Source organism: Nonomuraea spiralis (assembly GCF_014648435.1).
GTDB lineage: Bacteria > Actinomycetota > Actinomycetes > Streptosporangiales > Streptosporangiaceae > Nonomuraea > Nonomuraea spiralis.
On sequence record NZ_BMRC01000007.1, the window covers coordinates 479,967 to 499,662 of the forward strand.

The following is a 19,696-nucleotide window of genomic DNA, read 5'->3' on the forward strand; positions in this document are numbered from 1 at the left end:
AGCGGGTCGTGCAAGGCCATCCACCGGCTGGGGGAAACAGAGTGGTCAGACAGGCGTCGGCCTGGGTGGAGTCTCCGCTCCAGATGCTGTGCGCCGTCGAGGCCCACCATGCCGGGCTCCTCGGTCCGCAGACCCTCGTCGTGCCGCGGGCCGGGCTGCGTCCGCTGCGGGCCACCCGCAAGGAGCTGCGCCGCCTCGACCTGCCCGCCGGCCTGGTGCTGGACGAGCCGCGCGAGGGCATGCCGCGCCGCGTCCAGGCCGTCGGCGACGCCTTCTCCGGCAAGGTCCAGATGCGCTGGCTGACCTCCAACCCCGGCCGCATCGTCATCGTGGACGACGGCCTGGCCACGCTCAGGCTGCTCGAACTGCTGGCCGCCGGGCCGTACCGGCCGCTGCTGCGGGCGCGGGCGACGCCGTCGCGGACGCGCGCGCTGCTCGGCCTGGCCGCCGCGCTGCGGCTGCGGATGAGCCGCGTGTCGGTCTTCACCGCGTTGCCCGTCCCCGACGAGCTGGCCGCCGCCGTCCGCGAGGCGGGCGTCGACCTCGTACGCCACGACTTCGCCTGGCTGCGCGCCCAGCCGCCCAGCGTCCACGGCCCCGCCGAGCGCACGGTCGTCCTCGGCACCTCCCTGGTCCGCAACGGCCTGGTGCACCGCGACCACTACCTGCGCTGGCTGACCGAGCTGGCCGGCCGCGAGCCGCTGGCCTACTACCCGCACCGCCGCGAGGACCCCGTCGACCTCGCGCTGATCAGGGAGCGCCCCGGCATCACCGTGCACGACGCGGGTGTGCCGGCCGAGCTGACGCTGCGCGGCCTCGACGCCGGGCAGCGGGTGCTCAGCCTCCCCTCGACCGCGATCACCTCGCTGCGGGTGCTGCTCGGCCCGCGCGGTGTCGAGGTCGAGCCCGTCGAGGTGCCCGACGATTGGTGGACCAGCAGGGCGGCCCCCGACCTGCGATCGCATTTGACAGGAGCTTCCAGGTGAGGGTGCTGGCGGTAGCCGACTCCGACTCGTATCTGAAGTGGGCGGCCTGCCTGCTCGACGACCTGCCCGCGGGCTGCGAGACGGAGCTGGTGGTGGTGCGTACCCCGATCGCGCCCTCGGCGGAGCAGATCGCGGCGGCGGTGGGCGGGCGCGCGGCGCCCCCGGTGTTGTCGGCGCGGTCGCTGCGCCGCCTGGCCGAGCGCACCCGGCCCGACGCGATCCTCGTCGGCTGCACCGGCCCGGTCGTGGACGTGCTGGTGGCCGACGTGCTGGCCGGGCTGCGGCCGCGGCCGGTGTTCGTCAGCGGGCTACCGGGCATCTCGGTGCCGGCGACGGAGAAGGCGTGGTTGTTCCGCAGCGGCTGCGACCTGTTCGTGGTGCACAGCGAACGCGAGGTGGCCGAGTTCTCCGGCCTCGCCGCCCGGCTCGGCGGGGGAGGGGCGGTCGGGCTGGCCCGGCTGCCGTTCCTGCGGCCGGGCGCGGCGGCCGGCATCGGCGACCGGATCGTGTTCGCCACCCAGGCCAAGGTGCCGCGGGCGCGCGAGGAGCGCGAGCGGGTGCTGCTGTCGCTGGCCGAGCTGGCCGCACGCCGGCCCGGCCTGGAGGTCGTGGTCAAGCTGCGCGCGCTGGAGCACGAGCGGCAGACCCACAACGAACGCCACCACTACCAGCGGTTGTGGCGCGAGATGGGCGAGCCGGGCCGGCTGTCCTTCGCGGCCGGGTCGATGCACGAGCAGCTCTCGCGGGCGGCCGGGTTCGTCACGGTCAGCTCGACGGCCGCGCTGGAGGCCATCGCCATGGGCGTGCCGTCGCTGGTGCTCGGCGACTTCGGCGTCAACGCCGAGATGATCAATCTGGTGTTCGAGGGCAGCGGCCTGCTCGGCACCCTCGACGAGCTGGCCCTGGGCGACTTCCGTACGGCCGAGCCGGGCTGGTGCGAGGCCAACTACTTCCACCCGGCCGGACGCGACGACTGGGCGCGGCTGCTGACCGGCCTGGCCGCGGCCGGGGAACGGGAGCCCGCCCGCTCGCTGCTGGACGGTCCCGAGCACGCCGCCGCCCGCCGCCGGGCCCGGTTGCGGGTCGAGGTGCCGCCCACGATGTTGCGGGCGGGCTACCGGGCCAAGCGGCGGGTGCGCCGCTACCTCAGATCGCTGACCTGATCTTCCTGCGCAGCCTGGAGAGCGCCGAGGGCGGCTCGGCCAGCCCCAGCGTCTCCAGGCGCTTGCGCTTGAAGTAGCGCCCGTCGAAGGCCAGGCCCGACGGGCGCAGCTCCGGATAGGCGTCGGCCTGCATGCAGTAGCCGACCGCCCGTACCAGCGCGGCCAGGTCGGTCCGCGGCGGCTGGTCGATCACGCCGTCGGCGCCCAGCCGGGGCAGCAGCGCGTCCACGATCGTGGCCGGGATCCTGTTGCTGTTCTCGTACGGCGTGAGCCGGTCCAGCACCAGGTCCGCGCCGAAGGAGGCGACCGGCAGGTCGAAGTAGCGGCGGGCGGTCATCAGGCCGGTGGAGAAGCAGCCCACGACCAGCTCGGGCCGCAGCGCCGCGAAGCACACCTCGGCGGGCACGCTCTCCCCGGCGACCGTCAGCCGTACGCCCAGAGGCTCGGCCGCCGCGCGCAGCAGTTGCGCGTGCCGGCGTCCGGCCGCCGGGTGCGGCTTGAACACCACGCTGGTGTGGCCCCGGGCGACCAGCGCGCGCAGCATCGCGGTGTGCAGCTCGGCCTCCTCCTCCGGCGTGACGATCTCCAGCGCCGACAGGTACTGGCCGAGGATGACCGCCTGCCCGGCGAGCATGTCGGGCGCGGTGGAGGCCACCTCGCGTACGACCGAGAGGAAGCGTTCGCCCGGCAGGACGACGGGCGGCACGCCGTACTCGCTGAGCAGCAGCGGGGTCAGGCCCGGCACCAGGTCCAGGTGGAGCAGGCGCTCGATGCGGCGGGAGATCTCGGCCGGCAGCGGGTCGCGGGTCGGCCCGTAGCTCATCAGCCCGTCGGAGTAGACGGTGATCGGGCAGTCGCGCACCAGACCGGCGATCGTCCGCGCGGGCGGCACCGCGATCGACTCCAGCACCAGCTCCTCGACCTCGTCCAGGGCCAGGTACGAGCGGATCAGCCGCTCGAACATCGGCACCTCGATGACCCGCGCCCGCCAGTCGGAGGGGTGCAGCGGCGCGATCAGCTCGTTCCAGGAGTGCACCTCGTCGAAGCGCGAGCGCAACACGGCGAAGCCCGGCGTGTTGTCGAGCGGCACCGACACCTCGGGGATCGCCGCGTTGTTCGACACGAGGAGCACGCGCCGGCCGTCGCCGAAGCGGCCGTCGTCGATGGCCGCGGCCAGCGACATCGCGCCGAACAGCGTCGAGGCGTAGAAGACCTTCATCAGGAGTCCTCCCGATCCCGGCGGATCCGGACGTGGGGGCTGGGGGGAATGTCGGGCACCAGGGCCCGCAGCGCGGCCTCCCGCTCGACGGCCATCCGCGACACCGCGTCGGCCACCAGCTCGGCGGGCAGGCCGCGGACCATCTGCGCGCCGCGCTCCTCGAAGCGGGCGCGCAGCGCGGGCGTGAACCGGCCGGCCAGCTCCAGGTGGTGGGCGAGCAGCGCGCAGAAGTTCCGCGCCGCCTTGGGCAGGAACTCCGGCTCCAGGTCCTTCAGGACCAGCTCGAAGGCGTCGAAGAAGTGCAGTTGCCGCTCGTCGCCGACCTGCGTTAGCGAGCCGGACACCAGGCGCCGGTAGAACACCCCGGCCAGCGACACCACCGCGAACGTGGCCGCCTCCCGGTGCAGCCGCCAGATCCACGGCCGGTCCTCGGCGGTGTGCAGCGAGCCGGGGAAGTGCAGCAGGTCCCGCAGCGAACGCCGGTAGACCCCGGCCCACGCGTACGGGTAGTCCACCATGGTCCGCATCCCCGCGGGCAGGATCGCCCCGCGGGGGTCGAGCACCACGCCGCGCCGCGACAGCGGGGCCCGGTGCACCACCCGTTTGCGGCCCTCCACCTGGACGTGGTCGACGCGGACGAAGTCGCAGCCGAGCCCGTCGATGGCCGCCACCAGCCCGGCCAGGTAGCCGGGCGCCAGCCAGTCGTCGCCGTCCATGAACGTGACGTACCGCCCCGAGGCGGCCGACAGCCCGGTGTTGCGGGCGTCGGCCAGCCCCACGGGGGCGGGGTTGCGCAGCACGGTCAGGCCGGGCAGGTCGCGGGCGAAGTCGGCGATGATGTCCGGGGTGGCGTCCACGGAACCGTCGTCCACGACGATGAACTCGAAGTCGCGCCGGGCGTTGCGGCCGAGTGAGGTGAGCGCGTCGGCGATGAAGCGCTCACCGTCACGCACCGGCACGACGACGGAGAGAGTGGTCGGCGTCATGACTCAGACGGTCACCCGGCGCAGCCGGGCCTTGGGCGCCTCCTCGCCGGGGAAGACGCGCTTGACGCCGTCGCCCATGGCCTGCTCGATGATGCGGATGTCGCGTACCAGGTGCTCAAGGCCGGACGGCTCCAGGGAGGCGGCGTGGTCGGAGCCCCACATGGTGCGGTCGAGCGTGATGTGCCGCTCCACGCACACGGCGCCGAGGGTGACCGCGGCCAGGGAGATCTGCAGGCCGCGCTCGTGCCCGGAGTAGCCGACGGGCACGCCGTAGCGCTCCTTCAGCGTGGTGATCGTGCGCAGGTTGGCCTCCTCCGGCGGCAGCGGGTACGTGGAGGTGGCGTGCATCATGATCAGCCGGTCGGTGCCCAGGATCTCGACCGCCTGGTCGATCTCCGACAGCGTGGACATGCCGGTGGACAGGATGAGCGGCTTGCCGGTGGCGGCCAGGGCACGCAGCAGTTGGTGGTCGGCGACGCTGGCCGAGGCGATCTTGTGGGTGAGCACGTCCATGCTCTCCAGGAACTCCACCGACGGAACGTCCCAGGGCGAGGCGAACCAGTGCAGCCCGCGCTCGTCGCAGTACTTCGCGATCTGCCGGTACTCGTCGTGGCCGAACTCGGTGCGCTCCTTGTACTCCAGGTACGTCATCTCGCCCCACGGCGTCTGCCTGATCTGGCCCTTCTGCTCCTCGGGCACGCAGATCGCGGGGGTGCGCTTCTGGAACTTGACCGCCTGGCAACCCGCGTCGGCCGCCACGTCGATCAGGCGGCGGGCGATGTCGAGGTCGCCGTTGTGGTTGATGCCGATCTCGCCGATCACGTACACGGGCTCGCCGTTGCCGACCAGCACGTCGCCGATCGCGACCGGGCCGAGCCGCGGCCGGACCTTGGCCTCGGCGACCGGCGCCTCGGGCCGGGCGGCCACGACCAGGTCGCACAGCTCGCGCACCGCGCCGGAGCCGCCGGGCCTGGTCAGCACCACGCGGGCGGCGGCGCGCACGCGCGGGTGCGCGTCCGGGGTGGCGATCGGCCAGCCGACCTCGGCCATCGGGCCCAGGTCGTTGACGTCGTTGCCGACGTAGGCCACGCGCGCCGGGTCCAGGCCCTCGATGGTCAGCCAGTCGCGCAGCACCGTGCGCTTCTCGGCCAGGCCCTGGAGGACGGGCACGCCCAGCTTGCGGGCGCGGGCGGCCACGACCGGGTTCTGCTCGGTGGACATCACCAGCACCTTGACCCCGGAGCGGCGCAGCAGCGAGACGCCCATCCCGTCCGAGCGGCTGACCAGCACCATCTCGCGGCCGTCGGAGTCGATGTAGGCGCGGTCGTCGGTGTGCACGCCGTCGAAGTCGGTGATGACCGCGTCCACGTCGATCGGCTCGGGCTGGTCGATGAACGGCGCGAGGGCGCGGACCAGCTCCAGGTCCTCGGGGTTGTCGACCTCGATGGCGTGCTGCGGCGGCACCGGCTGCACGGCGACCTCGCCGAAGAAGCGGTGACCGTGCTCGCGCAGGCCGGCGGTGCGCATGACGTAGAAGGCGCCGTTCTCGCGGAACTCGGGCTCGCGGTCCTGCCTGCGCTGCCGTACGGCGGGGTCGTGGTTGACGCCCGCGCCGGCGGCGGTCCACAGGAACTCGTGCGTCGGCAGCCCGGACACGACCGAGTCGGCCTCGCCGTCCAGGACCTTGCGCACGGCGGCCGACAGGTCGGCCGGGTCGATGAACGCGCTGGTGCACTGCACGAGCACGACCACCTCGGGGTCCTCGCCGAGCGCGTCGAGCGCGTGCAGCACGGCCGACTCGCTGGAGGCGGTCGCGCCGCTCAGCTCCTCGGGCCGCTCCACCACGGACGCCCCCGCCTTGCGGGCGGTCTCGGCGATCTGCGGGTGGTCGGTGCTGACCACGACCTGGTCGACGAGCTCGGCCCGCAGGCACGCCCGTACCGCGCGGGTGACCAGCGGGACGCCCCCGACCAGGGCGAGGTTCTTCAGGGGTACGCCCGCCGAACCTCCGCGGGCGGGAACAACGGCCAAGACTCGCAAGTGTCTTCTCCTCAGTGCATCGGATCGCACCCAGAAGCTAGAGGGCCGGATTGAACGGGCAGCGTCACCGCCATTAACTTTCCATGGGGATCCGGTAGAGCAACTCTGGCCGGCCCACCCCGCCGTACTGCGGGACGCGGACCGCCATCCCCTGCTCCACCAGGTGTTCCAGGTAGCGGCGGGCGGTCACCCGGGACACCCCGACCGCCTCGGCCACGTTCTGCGCGGAGCTGCCGCCGGGCCGTTCCCGCAGCCGCGCCGAGACGGCGTCGAGGGTGTCGCGGGCCAGTCCTTTGGGCAGCTCGGAGGTGCCGCGCAGGGTGCCGAGCACCCGGTCGACGTCGCCCTGCGCGACGATCGTGCCGGTGTCCTGCCTGAACCGGGCGTAACGCGCCAGCTTCTCGGCCAGGGTCGCGTAGGTGAACGGCTTGAGAAGGTACTGGGAGACGCCCAGCGACACCGCCGAGCGCACCATCGCCAGGTCGCGCGCGGAGGTGACGGCGATGACGTCGCACAGCAGCCCGCCGGCCCGCACCGCGCGGCACACCTCCAGGCCGTGCATGTCGGGCAGGTACAGGTCGAGCAGGATGAGATCGACCGGCCGCCCGCGCAGGAACCGCAGCGCCTCGCCGCCGGAGCGCGTCACCCCGGCCACCTCGAAGCCGGGCACCCGCCCGACATAGACCCGGTTGGCCGCGGCCGTGATCTCCTCGTCCTCCACGATCAGCACGGAGATCATCGCACCCGCTCCCGGATCGGCGCGCCCGCCCGGCTCATCGCACCCGCTCCGGGACCGGGAGCCGGACGGTGAACGCCGACCCGGCCACCTCGATCGTGCCGCCCAGCCGTCGCACCGCCTGCCCGACCAGCGCCAGCCCGAGCCCGTGGCCGTCGCCCTTGGTGGTCCAGCCCTTCGCGAACGCCTCCGGCGCGGTCAGCCCCGGCCCGTCGTCGGCCACCCTGATCACCACCCCCTCCTCGCCCGCGCTCAGGTGCACCTCGACCCTGGTGGCCGCGTCGAGGGCGTTGTCGACCAGGTTGCCGACGATCGTCACCAGGTCACGCGGGTCCAGGCCCAGGTCGTCCAGGTCGCTGTCGCGCGTGAGCAGCAGCTCGCCGCCGCGCTCGGCCGCCTCGGCGCTCTTGCCGAGCAGCAGCGCGGCCAGCACCGGCTCGCGTACCGCGCCGACCACCCGGTCGGTCAGCTCCTGCGCGGCGCGCAGCTCGGCCGTGCCCAGCGCGACCGCCTGCTCGGTGCGTCCCAGCTCGACCAGCGTGATCACGGTGTGCAGCCGGTTGGCGGCCTCGTGCGCGGCCGAGCGCAGCGAGTCGGCGAAGCCGCGCTCGGCGTCGAGCTGCCCGGCCAGCGCCTGCAGCTCGGTGTGGTCGCGTACGGTCACCACCGTGCCGAGTCTGCTGGCCGCGCTGTTGACGGCCAGCACCCGGTCGCCGGCCAGGTGCACGCGTTCCTCGTGGCCCTCCAGCAGCCCGGACAGGCCCAGCTCGGCCACGTGCCGGCCCTCGGCGTCCGGCGGCAGGTCCAGGAGCTGCCTGGCGGCGTCGTTGCAGAGCGTCAGCGTGCCGTCCAGGCCGACCAGCAGCAGGCCCTCCCGTACGGCGTGCAGGACGGCGTCGTGGTGGTCGTGGATGCGGCCCAGCTCCACCGGGCCGAGCCCGTGGGTCTGGCGGCGCAGCCGTACGGTGACCAGCCACGTCCCGGCCGCGCCCAGGCCGAGCGTGAGCGCGGCGATCAGGCCGCCCCACACGAGTTGCCCGCGCAGCCTGGCGCTGATCCGGTCGATCGTGATGCCCGCGCTGACCAGGGCCCGCACCCGGCCGCCGGACCACACGGGCGTCACGGCCCGCTCGGAGGGGCCGAGCGTGCCGGTGTAGGTCTCGATGAAGGTCTCCCCGGCCAGCGCCCGCCCGGTGTGGCCGAGGAAGCGCCGGCCGATCTCGGCCGGGTTCGGATGGGTGTAGCGGGTGCCGTCCGGTTTCATGATGGTGACGAAGTCGACGCCCGTCCGCTCGCGTACGCGCTCGGCGTACGGCTGCAGCGCGAGCGTCGGCTCCGGGTCGTCCAGGGCCGCCGCCACGCCGGGCGCGGCCGCCACACCGACCGCCACGGCCCTGGCCGTGGCGCCGGCCTCCTCGGTGAGCAGGCGTTGGGCCTGCACGAGCGCGAGCACCGCGCAGCCCGTCACGGCGACCGCGACCACGAGCAGCTGCAGGACCAGCATCTGGCCCGCCAGGCTCCAGCGGCGCATGAGGCCCCCTTGCGTGAACGAAACGAACTCAATCGTGACGTGGGTCACAGTGAGGCGCATAGTCGCACGGCCAGCCCCTTTTTCCAAAGCGGTGGAGAGAACCCCCCATGCGTGATCACACTCGTTACCTGTACCTGGCCGTCATCGGCGCGGTCCTGCTCGGCATCCTGGTCGGATTCGTCTGGCCGGACGCGGGCAAGGAGCTCAAGCCCCTCGGCACCGGGTTCGTGGCCCTGATCAAGATGCTGATCAGCCCCATCATCTTCTGCACGATCGTGCTCGGCATCGGCTCGGTACGCCAGGCCGCCAAGGTCGGCAAGGTCGGCGGCCTCGCGCTCGGCTACTTCCTGGTGATGTCCACCGTGGCCCTGGTCATCGGGCTGCTGGTCGGCAACGTCATCGACCCCGGCTCCGGCCTGCACCTGACCGACGCCGCCAAACAGGCCGCCGAGGCCGAGGCGGCCAAGGGCGAGGCCACCGGCGGCGTGGACTTCCTGCTCGGCATCATCCCCGTCACCCTGGTCTCGGCCTTCACCGAGGGCTCGGTCCTGCAGACGCTGCTGGTGGCGCTGCTGGCCGGGTTCGCGCTGCAGGCCATGGGAGAGCGGGGGACGCCGATCCTGCGCGGCGTCGAGCACGTCCAGCGGCTCGTGTTCCGAATCCTCGCCATGGTCATGTGGGCGGCGCCGGTGGGCGCGTTCGGGGCGATCGCGGCCGTCGTCGGCGCCACCGGGATCGAGGCGCTGAAGAGCCTGGCCATCATCATGATCGCCTTCTACGTCACCTGCCTGCTGTTCGTGGGCGTGGTGCTGGGCGCGCTGCTGTGGCTGGTGGCCCGGATCAACCTGTGGTCGCTGCTGCGCTACCTCGGCCGGGAGTTCCTGCTGATCCTGTCGACGTCCTCGTCGGAGACGGCGCTGCCGCGGCTGATCGCCAAGATGGAGCACTTCGGCGTGAGCCGGACCGTGGCCGGCATCACTGTGCCGACCGGCTACTCCTTCAACCTCGACGGCACCGCCATCTACCTCACCATGGCCACGCTGTTCATCGCCTCGGCGACCGGCTCGCCGCTCCAGGTGGGCGAGCAGATCTCGTTGCTGCTGTTCATGATGGTGGCCTCCAAGGGCGCCGCGGGCGTGACCGGCGCGGGCCTGGCCACGCTGGCCGGCGGCCTGCAGTCGCACCGCCCCGAACTCGTGGACGGCGTCGGCCTGATCGTCGGCATCGACCGGTTCATGTCCGAGGCCAGGGCGCTGACCAACTTCGCGGGCAACGCCGTGGCCACCGTCGTGGTCGGCACCTGGACCGGCGAGTTCGACCGGGAGCGCGCCGCCGAGGTGCTGGCCGGGCGGGCGCCGTTCGACGAGTCCACGCTGCTCGACGACGACCGCCCCGAGCCCGAGGCGGAACGGGAGGTCGTACGCGTCTAGGGTTTGCGGCCGACGCCCGCGTAGCCCATGCGGGCGAAGTCCTCGTCGTAGAAGGCCGGGCTCGCGGGGTCGGTGAACGGGAAACCGATCTCCGGCCCCTTGCCCGTGGTCAGACCGGGCGGGATCAGCTCGAAGTCGCCGAAGAAGGCGGCGATCTTCTCACCGGGCCGCGGGCAGAACGGCGTGCTGGCCCGGCGGTAGAAGTCGCGGACGCGGGCCACCCGCTCGGGGGCGTGGTCGCTGCCCGCGTGCGAAATGGCCAGGTAGCTGCCCGGCGCGAGCGCGTCGCGGTAGGCGGCCACGACGCCGTACGGGTCGTCCTTGTCGGGGATCAGGTGCAGCAGGAACATCATGAGCACGGCGACCGGCCGGTCGAGGTCCAGCAGCCCGCGCACCTCGGGGCTGTCCAGCACCTCCTGCGGGCGCCGGACGTCGCCGTGCAGCATCACCACCCGTTCGGGCCCGGCCAGCAGCGCCCGCCCGTGGGCGGCCACCACCGGGTCGTTGTCCACGTAGACCACCCGGGCCTCCGGTACGAGCCGCAGGGCCACCTCGTGCACGTTCTCCGCGGCGGGCAGGCCGGAGCCGAGGTCGAGGAACTGGGTGACGCCCCGGTCGCACAGGTAGCGGACCACCCGGCCGATCAGCAGCCGGTTCTCCCGCGTGCCGTCCCTGACCTCCGGCATGGCGCTCAGCACCAGCTCGGCCAGCTCCCTGTCGGCCGGGAAGTTGTTCTTCCCGCCCAGGAAGTAGTCGTACATGCGCGCGGAGTTGGGGATGTGGGGGTCCACGCCGCGGGGCGCTTCTCGCGTCATGCGAGCATGATCCACTAATCGGTCGCCGGAAATCTACGCTTCTGGCATCAGATGGCCGGAAGCCTGAGGACGAACCGCGCCCCGCCCCGGCGGTCCTCCACGCGGACGCTGCCCCGGTGGGCCATCGCCACGTCCCTGGCGATGGCCAGGCCGAGCCCGGTGCCGCCGGAGTCGCGGCTGCGGGCGGCGTCCAGGCGGGTGAAGCGCTCGAAGATGCGCTCGCGGTCGGCCTCGCGGATCTCCTGCCCGTCGTTCTCCACCGCCAGGACGGCCGTGCCGCCCCTGGCCGGGCCCGCCTCCCTGGTCACCACGACCTTCACCAGGGTCTCGGCGTGCCGCTGGGCGTTGTCCAGCAGGTTGGTCAGCACCCTGGCCAGTTGCAGACGCACGCCCTCGACGACCACGCCCTCGGTCAGCTCCAGGCGCGTGGGCAGCTTGTCGCTGCGTACGGCCAGCTCCTGACGTACCAGGTCGGCCAGGTCCACCGGCTCCCTGGCCACGTCCACGCGGGAGCCGATCCTGGCCAGCAGGAGCAGGTCGGTCATGATCGCCTCCAGCCGGTCGGTGTCGCGCAGCGCGCTGTCCACCAGCGCCTCGACGTCGGTGTCCTCCGGGTAGAGCTGGGCGCTCTCCAGCTGGGCGCGCAGCCCGGCGATCGGGGTGCGCAGCTCGTGCGAGGCGTCGGAGGCGAACTGGCGTTGCTGCAACGCGGAACGTTCCAACCGGGCCAGCGTGTTGTTGATCGCCTTGGCCAGCATGGCGACCTCGTCCTCGCCGCCCGGCTGGCTGACGCGGTGGCTCAGGTCGCCGGCGCTGACGGCGTCCAGCTCGGCGCGCATGGTGGCCACCGGGCGCATCGCGCGTCCCGTGACCAGCCAGGTCGCCCAGGAGGTGAGCGCGATCAGCGCCGCCACCTGGGAGAACACGATCACCTCCAGCGTCTGCGAGGCCAGCACTTCGGGGGTGCTGCGCCCGGCGTAGACGATGGGGGAGTCCGGGGACGTGCCGGCCTTGACCGCCGACAGGTGGATGCACTCGGTCGGCAGGCAGTTGGTGGTGTTGACGACCCGGCTCTCGGCGGTGGGCCGCACGTCGCTGAGCGGCGGCAGGTTCCTGGCCGCGTCACTGCTGGCCAGGACGCGGCCGTCGGCGCCGACGACCTGGATCAGGTCGATGGACGGATTGGGCACCGGGATCGTGGAGCCCTGCGGCAGGCCGCCGGCGCGCATCTCGGAGGCCACGCGCTCGGCGGTGTCCCGCGTGTCCCGGTAGACGCCGGCCGTCACCAGGGACCGCGAGACGATGCACCCGGCGATGCCCACGGGGATCAGCACGAGGGCGGCTACCGCCGTCGCGATGAGGGTGACGCGTCCGCGCAGGGAGCGGGCCCACAGGGGTGACACTCCCCGAGACTACTAACCGTAATTGCCGCCAAATGCCGCGTTAAGGGAAAGGTTCCCCCAACGTCAGCGCTGGATCCAGACGGCGGTGTCCGGCGGGATCGAGCCGTCGGCGGCGAGCGGGCCGCTGGCGAGCAGCACCGTACCGGGAACGACCGGGGCGATCGGCTCCTCGCCGGTGTTCAGGACCACGACCAGGCCCGGGTCGCGCTCGATGGCCAGCACGTCCTTGGGGGCCTCCAGCCATCTCAGCGTGCCGCCGCCGAGCGCCGGGTGCTCCTTGCGCAGCCGCAGCGCGGCGCGGTAGAGGTTCAGCGTGGAGCCGGGGTCGTGCTCCTGGGCCTCGGCCGACAGCGACGTCCACGACTCCGGGATCGGCAGCCACGGGTCGTTCCAGCCGCAGCCCGGGGCGCTCGTCCACGGCACCGGCACCCGGCAGCCGTCGCGGCTCTCCCCGGTGCGCCGGAAGGCCGGGTCCTGCCGCAGCTCGTCGGGCAGGTCGAGCACCTCGGGCAGGCCCAGCTCCTCGCCGTTGTAGAGGTAGGCCGAGCCGGGCAGTGCCAGCATGAGCAGCGTCGCCGCGCGGGCGCGGGCCAGGCCGCCGTGCCGGGTGACGTGGCGGGGCTTGTCGTGGTTGGACAACACCCAGGTGGTGGGCGCGCCGACCAGCTCGGCCTCCGCCAGCGACTTCTCGATCACCGTACGGAACGACTTGGCGTGGAAGTCGGCCATCATGAACTCGAAGTTGAACGCCTGGTGCAGCTCGTCGGGCCCCACGTACCGGGCCAGCCGCTCGGGCGAGGACACCCACGCCTCGGCCACGGCCATGCGCCCGCCGGGATAGGAGTCGAGGATCGGCCGCCACTCGCGGTAGATGTCGTGCACGCCGTCCTGGTCGAAGTAGGGCACGCGCTCGTCGCCCAGCATCTCGGCCTGCCGGCCCTCCTTGGGGCCCACGTCGGGCAGCCCCTCGGCCTTGACCATGCCGTGTGCCACGTCCACGCGGAAGCCGTCCACGCCCCGGTCCAGCCAGAAACGCAGGATGTCGCGGAACTCGGCGCGTACCTCGGGGTTGTCCCAGTTGAGGTCGGGCTGCTCGGGCGCGAACAGGTGCAGGTACCACTGGCCGTCCTCGACCTGGGTCCAGGCCGGGCCGCCGAAGATGGACTCCCAGTCGTTGGGGCGGTCGCGGAAGACGTAGCGGTCGCGCAGGCCGGCCTGGAACCAGGGGTGCCGGTCGGAGGAGTGGTTGGGGACCAGGTCCACGATCACCCGTACGCCGCGGTCGTGCGCCTCGGCGACCAGCGCGTCGAAGTCGGCCAGTGAGCCGAACATCGGGTCCACGTCGCGGTAGTCGGCCACGTCGTAGCCGCCGTCGGCCATGGGGGAGGTGTAGAAGGGGCTCAGCCAGATCGCGTCCACGCCCAGCCCGGCGAGGTAGCCCAGGCGCTCCCGCACACCCTTGAGGTCGCCGGTGCCGTCGCCGTCGGCGTCGGCGAAGCTCCGGGGGTAGACCTGATACACGACGGCGTCCCGCCACCAGTCGTCGTTGCCGAGCATGGCTTTCCTTCCCCCGGATGTCCGTGATGTCTGGTGCAGGATGTCGCGCGCGCTTGCGACAGGTCAAGTGCAAGTTTCGGAAAGTTGCAAACTGCTCGTCAGGCCGTGATCACCCGTGGGGACGAGGTCAGCGGGTCACGGGTCGGATGTGGTTCCGGTAACGCTCTTTCGCAAGTTCTTCCAATTCTTGCAAAGAGCCGCTAACGTCCCGGAAACGTAAGCCGTGAAAGCGGTTAATAACGATCTTCTTTGGCGGCGGCGCACGCAGGCGCCGCCGCTCCTCCATGACCTCGGGAGGTCTCATGCGAGTACGGGTTCTGGGAGTGGCCGCCCTCTCCACCCTCGCGTTCGCCGCTACGGCTTGTGGTGACTCCGGCGCGCCCGCACCGGCGGCTCAGCCGAGCGGCCCGGCCTCGTCGTCCGCCCCCGCGACCAGCGGCGGCACCCTCGTGATCTGGGCCGACACCAACCGGGTCAAGCCACTCAAGCCCTTCGCCGACCAGTTCGGCACCGAGAACGGCGTGACCGTCGAGGTGAAGGAGATCAGCAAGGACAACCAGCAGACCTTCCTGACCGCCTCGCAGCAGGGCAGCGGCCCGGACATCATGATCGGCGCCCACGACTGGATCGGCAACCTGGTCCAGAACGGCGCCATCGACCCGGTCACCCTGACCGACGAGCAGAAGGCCGCCTTCCCCGAAATCGCCATGAAGGCGGTTACCTTCAACGGCCAGGTGTACGGCGCCCCGTACGCGGTGGAGAACATCGCCCTCATCCGCAACACCAAGCTCGCCCCCGACGCCCCCGCCACCCTCGACGAGATGATCGAGAAGGGCGCCGAGCTGAAGAAGGCCGGCAAGGTCAAGGAGGTGCTCTGCCTGCCCGTCGGCCAGAAGGGCGACGCCTTCCACGTCTACCCGATCTTCGCCTCCGGCGGCGGCGCGCTGTTCGGCGCGACCCCGGCCGGCGACCCCGACCCCAAGCAGGTGCTGCTCGGCTCGGACGACTCGGTCAAGGCGTTCGGCAAGCTGAAGGACCTGGGCGAGAAGGGTGACGGCGCACTGAAGACGTCGATCACCAACGAGAACTACATCGTCAACTTCGCCGCCGGCAAGTGCGCCTACCTGATCTCCGGCCCGTGGGCCATGAGCGAGGTCAAGAAGGGCGGCATCTCCTACGACATCACGCCCGTCCCGGCGTTCAAGGACGGCAAGCCGGCCACGCCGTTCGTCGGCGTCCAGTCCTTCTTCGTGGCGGCCAAGGGCAAGAGCAAGGCCCTGGCCCAGGAGTTCGTCGCCAACTACGTGACCAACAAGGACGTCGCCAAGGCCCTGTACGAGGCCGACCCCCGGCCCCCGGCGCTGACCGCCGCGCTCCAGGAGGTCCAGGCCACCGACCCCGACGCCGTCAAGTTCATGGACGCCGGCAAGAACGGCATGCCGATGCCCGCCATCCCCGAGATGGCCGCGATCTGGGAGCCGTTCGGCATCGCCGAGACGGCCGTGGTCAAGGGCGGCGACGCGGCCAAGGCCGCCGCGGCCGCGCAGAAGGCCATCGACGGCGCGCTCAAGAACTGACATGTCACTGGACATGCACGAGGCCGTGGGGACCACCCCGTCCCCGCGGCCTCGCCGGGAGCTCACCACGGCGTTCGTGGTGAGCAGGATCGCGGTGCTCGCCGTGGCCGCCGCGATCCTGCTCTACGCCGTGCCGCCGCTGGTCGCCACGCGCTCGTGGGTCTCGCTCACCCTGCTGGGGCTGGCCTCGGCGGCCATCGCCGGCCTCTACCTGACCCGCCGCTTCGTCCCGGGCAAGTACCTCGTCCCCGGCACCGTTTTCCTGATCGCCTTCCAGGTGCTGCCCGTGCTCTACACGGTGACCACGGCGTTCACGAACTTCGGCGACGGGCACCGCGGCGACAAGGCCGCCGCCGTCACCGCCATCGAGACCGGCTCGGTCCGCCAGGCCCCCGGCTCGCCCGAGTACGGCCTGACCGCCGCGCTGCGCGGCGACGAACTGGTGTTCCTGCTGGTCGACCCGAAGACCAAGCAGGTACGCCTCGGCACCCCCGAAGGGCTCACCCCGCTGGAAGGCGCCCAGGTCGGCGTCACCGGCAAGGTGGTGTCGGCCCCCGGCGTGACCGTGCTGAAGGCCCCCGAGGCGGCCGCCCGCGGCCCGGAGATCTCCGCGCTGTCCGTGCCGACGCCCGGCGGCGTGATCAAGGCCAACGGCCTGAGCCGGGCCGTGGAGGGCAAGGCGGCGCTGGTCTACGACGCCGCCTGCGACTGCGTCCAGGGCGACGGCGGCACCTGGAAGGCCGACGAGGCCCAGGGCTACTTCGTCAACGCCGACGGCGACCACCTGGCACAGGGCTGGCAGGTGAACGTCGGCCTCGACAACTTCACCCGCGTCCTGACCAATCCCACCATCTCCGGCTACTTCGCGGGGGTGCTGGGCTGGAACCTGGTGTTCGCGCTGGCCTCCGTGGCCGGCACGTTCGCGCTCGGCATGGCCGTCGCTCTGGCGCTGCACCACCCGCGCATGCGCGGCACGAAGGCCTACCGGATCGCGCTGATCCTGCCGTACGCGATGCCGGCCTTCGCCATGCTGCTGGTCTGGCGCGACATGTTCAACCGCGACTTCGGCCTGATCAACCAGTTCTTCGGGCTGAGCGTCGACTGGCTCGGCGAACCCGCCACCGCCCGCTTCGCGGTGATCCTGGTCAACGTGTGGCTCGGCTTCCCGTACATGTTCCTGGTCACCACCGGCGCGCTCCAGGCGATCCCGCGCGAACTGACCGAGGCGGCCTCCATCGACGGCGCCACGCCGTGGAAGGCATTCCGCCGGGTGACGCTGCCGCTGCTGCTGGTCGCGCTGACGCCGCTGCTGATCTCGTCGTTCGCGTTCAACTTCAACAACTTCAACGCCATCGCGCTCACCACCGACGGCGGGCCGTTCCCGGCCGAGAGCCCCCAGGTCGGGGCCACCGACCTGCTGATCACCTACACCTTCCGGCTGGCGTTCGGCGCGGGCGGGGCGCAGTTCGGGTTCGCGGCGGCGATCTCGGTGTTCATCTTCGCGATCGTGGCGGTCATCTCGGCCGTGGCCTTCCGGCGGACCCGCAGGCAGGAGGAGGTCTACGCATGAGGATGGCGCTCCGGCACGTGTTCGTGCTGCTGGTGTGCGCGTTCGCGCTGTTCCCGATCCTGTTCGTGGTCTCGGCCGCGATCAACCCGATGGGCACGCTGGCCTCCACCGACCTGCTGCCGTCGGGGGCGAGCCCGAACAACTTCGTCAACCTGCTCACCTCCGACAGCTATCCGTTCGGCCGGTGGTTCTTCAACTCGGTGTTCATCGCGCTGGTCTCGTCGTTCGCGAGCCTGCTGCTGTCGATGCTGGCCGCCTACGCCTTCAGCCGCATGCGTTTCGCCGGCCGCCGGGTCGGGCTGCTGGCGCTGCTGCTCATCCAGATGTTCCCGCAGTTCCTGGCCATCGTGACGATCTTCATGATCTTCACCAGGGTGACCGAGCTGTACCCGGCGTTCGGCTTCAACACCGTCTGGGGACTGCTGCTGCTCTACCTGGGCGGCGCGCTCGGCGTGAACACCTGGCTGATGAAGGGCTTCCTCGACACCGTGCCCAAGGAGCTCGACGAGGCCGCCACCGTGGACGGCGCCACGCACGCGCAGATCTTCTGGCGGGTCATCATGCCGCTGGTCACGCCGATCCTGGCGGTCACCGCTCTGCTGGCCTTCATCGGCGTCATGAGCGAGTTCCTCATGGCCAACGTGTTCCTGCGCGACCCCGAGAGCAAGACCCTCGCCGTCGGCATGTACGGCATGATCGCCGGCGACCACCGCAACGCCAACTTCGGGATGTTCGCCGCGGCGACGTTGCTCACCGCCGTACCCACGGTGAGCGTGTTCCTATGGCTGCAGAAGTACATCGTCTCCGGGCTCACGGCCGGGGCTGTCAAGGGATAGGTTCATGCGTTTTGTCGGCGAGCCGCATCACGACGGCTCAGCTCTCTACGTCTCCAGCCGGGAACCGGCGCTCGGCTCGCGGGTGACCCTCTGGCTGCGGGCGCCGCGGGCCGCCGGGATCACCGGCGTGCACGTCCGTACCGTCTGCGACGGCGAGCCCCGCTACACCGAGGCCCGCGTCGACGAGTCCAGGACCGGCGCCCGCGTCGGCGGATACGGCGCGGACGACGTGTGGTGGCACGCGGAGGTCACCGCGGTCAACCCGGTCACCCCGTACCGCTTCCTGCTGCACACCGGCCGCGGCCAGTTCTGGCTGACCGCGGCCGGGCCGGTCGCCCACGACGTGACCGACGCGGGCGACTTCCGCCTGGTCTGCCACCAGGCGCCGCCCTCGTGGATGTCCGACGCGATCGTCTACCAGATCTTCCCCGACCGGTTCGAGCGCTCCGGGCCGATGCCGGACCTGCCCGACTGGGCGCTGCCGCGCGACTGGGACCGCGACCCGGTGATCCCCAGCGGCCCCGGCACCGCCCAGCAGTTCTACGGCGGCGACCTCGACGGCATCACCCGCCGCCTCGACCACATCCAGGGCCTCGGCGCCGACACCGTCTACCTGACGCCGATCTTCCCGGCCCGCTCCAACCACCGCTACGACGCCGCGAGCTTCGAGCACGTCGATCCGCTGCTCGGCGGCGACGAGGCCCTGCACCGGCTCGCGGGCGCGCTGCACGCGCGCGGCATGCGCCTGCTCGGCGACATCACCACCAACCACTGCGGCGACGCGCACGAATGGTTCACCGCCGCCGTCTCCGACGTCAACGCCCTCGAACGGGAGATGTTCTACTTCGACCCCCACACCGGCGACTACGAGTCCTGGTGGGGCGTCAAGTCGCTGCCCAAGCTCAACTGGGGCAGCGAGCTGGTCCGCTCCAGCATGCGCGCGGTGCTGAAGAAGTGGCTCGGCCCCCTGGACGGCTGGCGCGTCGACGTCGCCAACATGACCGGTCGGCTCGGCCGCGACGATCACAACCACGAGGTCGCCGCCATGCTGCGCGAGCAGCTCGGCGCGCAGGCGGCCTTCATCGCCGAGCACAACCACGACGCCTCCCACGACCTCGACCGCGACGGCTGGCACGGCACCATGAACTACGGCGGCTTCACCCGCCCGGTGTGGGCCTGGCTGCGCGGCCCGGAGCTGGACCTGCCGCACTTCCTCGGCGTGCCGGGCGGCGTGCCCGAGCGCGACGGCCTGGACACCGTGGCCACGTTCAGGGCCTTCGCCTCGCACATGTCCTGGCGCTCGCTCACCCACTCCTGGCAGCTCCTGGACTCCCACGACTCCCCGCGCATACGCACGGTGACCGGCTCCCGCGAACGCCACCTGCTGGCCCTCGGCCTCCAGGCCACGCTGCCCGGCACGCCCATGGTCTTCGCCGGCAGCGAGTTCGGCCTGACCGGGATCAACGGGGAGCACTCGCGCACCCCGATGCCCTGGAACCGGCCGCACGACCAGGACCTGGACACGCTGGCGGCCTACCGGGACCTGCTCGGGCTGCGCCGCGCCGAGCCCGCGCTGCGGCACGGCGGGTTGCGCTGGCTGCACGCCGACGCCGACTGCCTGGTCTTCGCGCGCGAGACGTACGAGGAGTCGCTGCTGGTGTGCGTACGGCGGGCGCCCGGTCCGGCGCTGTCCATGGGCGCGCAGGCCCAGGGCGTTTACAACGCTCCAGACGGCGACGTGATCCCGGGGGACGGTCCTTCACTGAGTGTGTGGCGCATCACACGCTGATCACGCTACGGTATGCCTCGGCCCCGTTCCGTCTTCATCAAGATAGTGGTGTGCGCGC

15 protein-coding genes are annotated in these 19,696 nt (G+C 71.9%); 7 read left to right on the forward strand and 8 right to left on the reverse strand.

The window, feature by feature from the left end:
* Positions 1-41: 41 nt before the first annotated feature.
* Together IEZ27_RS20460 and IEZ27_RS20465 are read left to right on the forward strand one after the other, a co-directional pair.
* Positions 42-986: a hypothetical protein gene (locus tag IEZ27_RS20460; RefSeq protein ID WP_125639120.1), complete on the forward strand. Its 945-nt coding sequence runs from the start codon at positions 42-44 to the stop codon at positions 984-986.
* Entirely contained in the window at positions 983-2,149 is a 1,167-nt protein-coding gene (locus IEZ27_RS20465) for a DUF6716 putative glycosyltransferase (protein ID WP_189648699.1), read from the forward strand. Before IEZ27_RS20460 ends, IEZ27_RS20465 begins: the two co-directional genes overlap by 4 nt.
* Here IEZ27_RS20465 and IEZ27_RS20470 read toward each other — a convergent pair.
* From IEZ27_RS20470 to IEZ27_RS20490, 5 genes are all read right to left on the reverse strand, one after another.
* On the reverse strand, positions 2,133-3,368 hold the full coding sequence (locus IEZ27_RS20470; RefSeq protein ID WP_189648700.1) for an alpha-2,8-polysialyltransferase family protein: 1,236 nt from the start codon (positions 3,366-3,368) through the stop codon (positions 2,133-2,135). The genes IEZ27_RS20465 and IEZ27_RS20470 overlap by 17 nt on opposite strands.
* Positions 3,368-4,354, reverse strand: a complete 987-nt coding sequence (locus IEZ27_RS20475; protein WP_189648701.1) for a glycosyltransferase family 2 protein — start codon at positions 4,352-4,354, stop codon at positions 3,368-3,370. The genes IEZ27_RS20470 and IEZ27_RS20475 overlap by 1 nt, the downstream gene beginning before the upstream one ends.
* Positions 4,355-4,357: 3 nt before the next feature.
* The gene (locus IEZ27_RS20480) at positions 4,358-6,385 is read right to left on the reverse strand and encodes an N-acetylneuraminate synthase family protein (RefSeq protein WP_229824155.1); all 2,028 of its coding nucleotides are present in this window, start codon (positions 6,383-6,385) and stop codon (positions 4,358-4,360) included.
* 82 nt (positions 6,386-6,467) lie between these two features.
* Entirely contained in the window at positions 6,468-7,133 is a 666-nt protein-coding gene (locus tag IEZ27_RS20485; protein ID WP_189648703.1) for a response regulator, read from the reverse strand.
* A gap of 34 nt (positions 7,134-7,167) precedes the next feature.
* On the reverse strand, positions 7,168-8,661 hold the full coding sequence (locus IEZ27_RS20490) for a sensor histidine kinase (RefSeq protein WP_189648704.1): 1,494 nt from the start codon (positions 8,659-8,661) through the stop codon (positions 7,168-7,170).
* Between the two features lie 107 nt (positions 8,662-8,768).
* Between IEZ27_RS20490 and IEZ27_RS20495 the strand changes: the two genes are divergently transcribed.
* On the forward strand, positions 8,769-10,091 hold the full coding sequence (locus IEZ27_RS20495; RefSeq protein ID WP_189648705.1) for a cation:dicarboxylate symporter family transporter: 1,323 nt from the start codon (positions 8,769-8,771) through the stop codon (positions 10,089-10,091).
* Here IEZ27_RS20495 and IEZ27_RS20500 read toward each other — a convergent pair.
* The 3 genes from IEZ27_RS20500 to IEZ27_RS20510 all read right to left on the reverse strand — a co-directional run bounded on the left by IEZ27_RS20500 (position 10,088) and on the right by IEZ27_RS20510 (position 13,866).
* Entirely contained in the window at positions 10,088-10,906 is an 819-nt protein-coding gene (locus tag IEZ27_RS20500; protein ID WP_189648706.1) for an SAM-dependent methyltransferase, read from the reverse strand. The genes IEZ27_RS20495 and IEZ27_RS20500 overlap by 4 nt on opposite strands.
* 47 nt (positions 10,907-10,953) lie before the next feature.
* Complete coding sequence (locus IEZ27_RS20505) at positions 10,954-12,309, reverse strand: HAMP domain-containing sensor histidine kinase (protein ID WP_229824156.1); 1,356 nt, start codon at positions 12,307-12,309, stop codon at positions 10,954-10,956.
* A gap of 63 nt (positions 12,310-12,372) precedes the next feature.
* Positions 12,373-13,866 (reverse strand): glycoside hydrolase family 13 protein, encoded by a 1,494-nt coding sequence (locus IEZ27_RS20510; RefSeq protein ID WP_189648707.1) that lies wholly within the window; start codon positions 13,864-13,866, stop codon positions 12,373-12,375.
* Between the two features lie 302 nt (positions 13,867-14,168).
* On the opposite strand from IEZ27_RS20510, the gene IEZ27_RS20515 reads away from it, so the two are divergent.
* Genes IEZ27_RS20515 through IEZ27_RS20530 form a run of 4 tightly spaced genes read left to right on the forward strand, consistent with a single transcriptional unit; the run spans position 14,169 to position 19,638 of the window.
* Positions 14,169-15,443, forward strand: a complete 1,275-nt coding sequence (locus tag IEZ27_RS20515) for a sugar ABC transporter substrate-binding protein (protein ID WP_189648708.1) — start codon at positions 14,169-14,171, stop codon at positions 15,441-15,443.
* A gap of 1 nt (position 15,444) precedes the next feature.
* The gene (locus IEZ27_RS20520; RefSeq protein ID WP_189648709.1) at positions 15,445-17,013 is read left to right on the forward strand and encodes an ABC transporter permease subunit; all 1,569 of its coding nucleotides are present in this window, start codon (positions 15,445-15,447) and stop codon (positions 17,011-17,013) included.
* Positions 17,010-17,849 (forward strand): sugar ABC transporter permease, encoded by an 840-nt coding sequence (locus IEZ27_RS20525; protein ID WP_229824157.1) that lies wholly within the window; start codon positions 17,010-17,012, stop codon positions 17,847-17,849. Before IEZ27_RS20520 ends, IEZ27_RS20525 begins: the two co-directional genes overlap by 4 nt.
* Positions 17,850-17,853: 4 nt before the next feature.
* Positions 17,854-19,638 carry a glycoside hydrolase family 13 protein gene (locus IEZ27_RS20530; RefSeq protein ID WP_189648710.1) on the forward strand — a complete coding sequence of 595 codons (1,785 nt, stop codon included), beginning with the start codon at positions 17,854-17,856 and terminating at the stop codon, positions 19,636-19,638.
* The last annotated feature ends 58 nt before the right edge of the window (positions 19,639-19,696 follow it).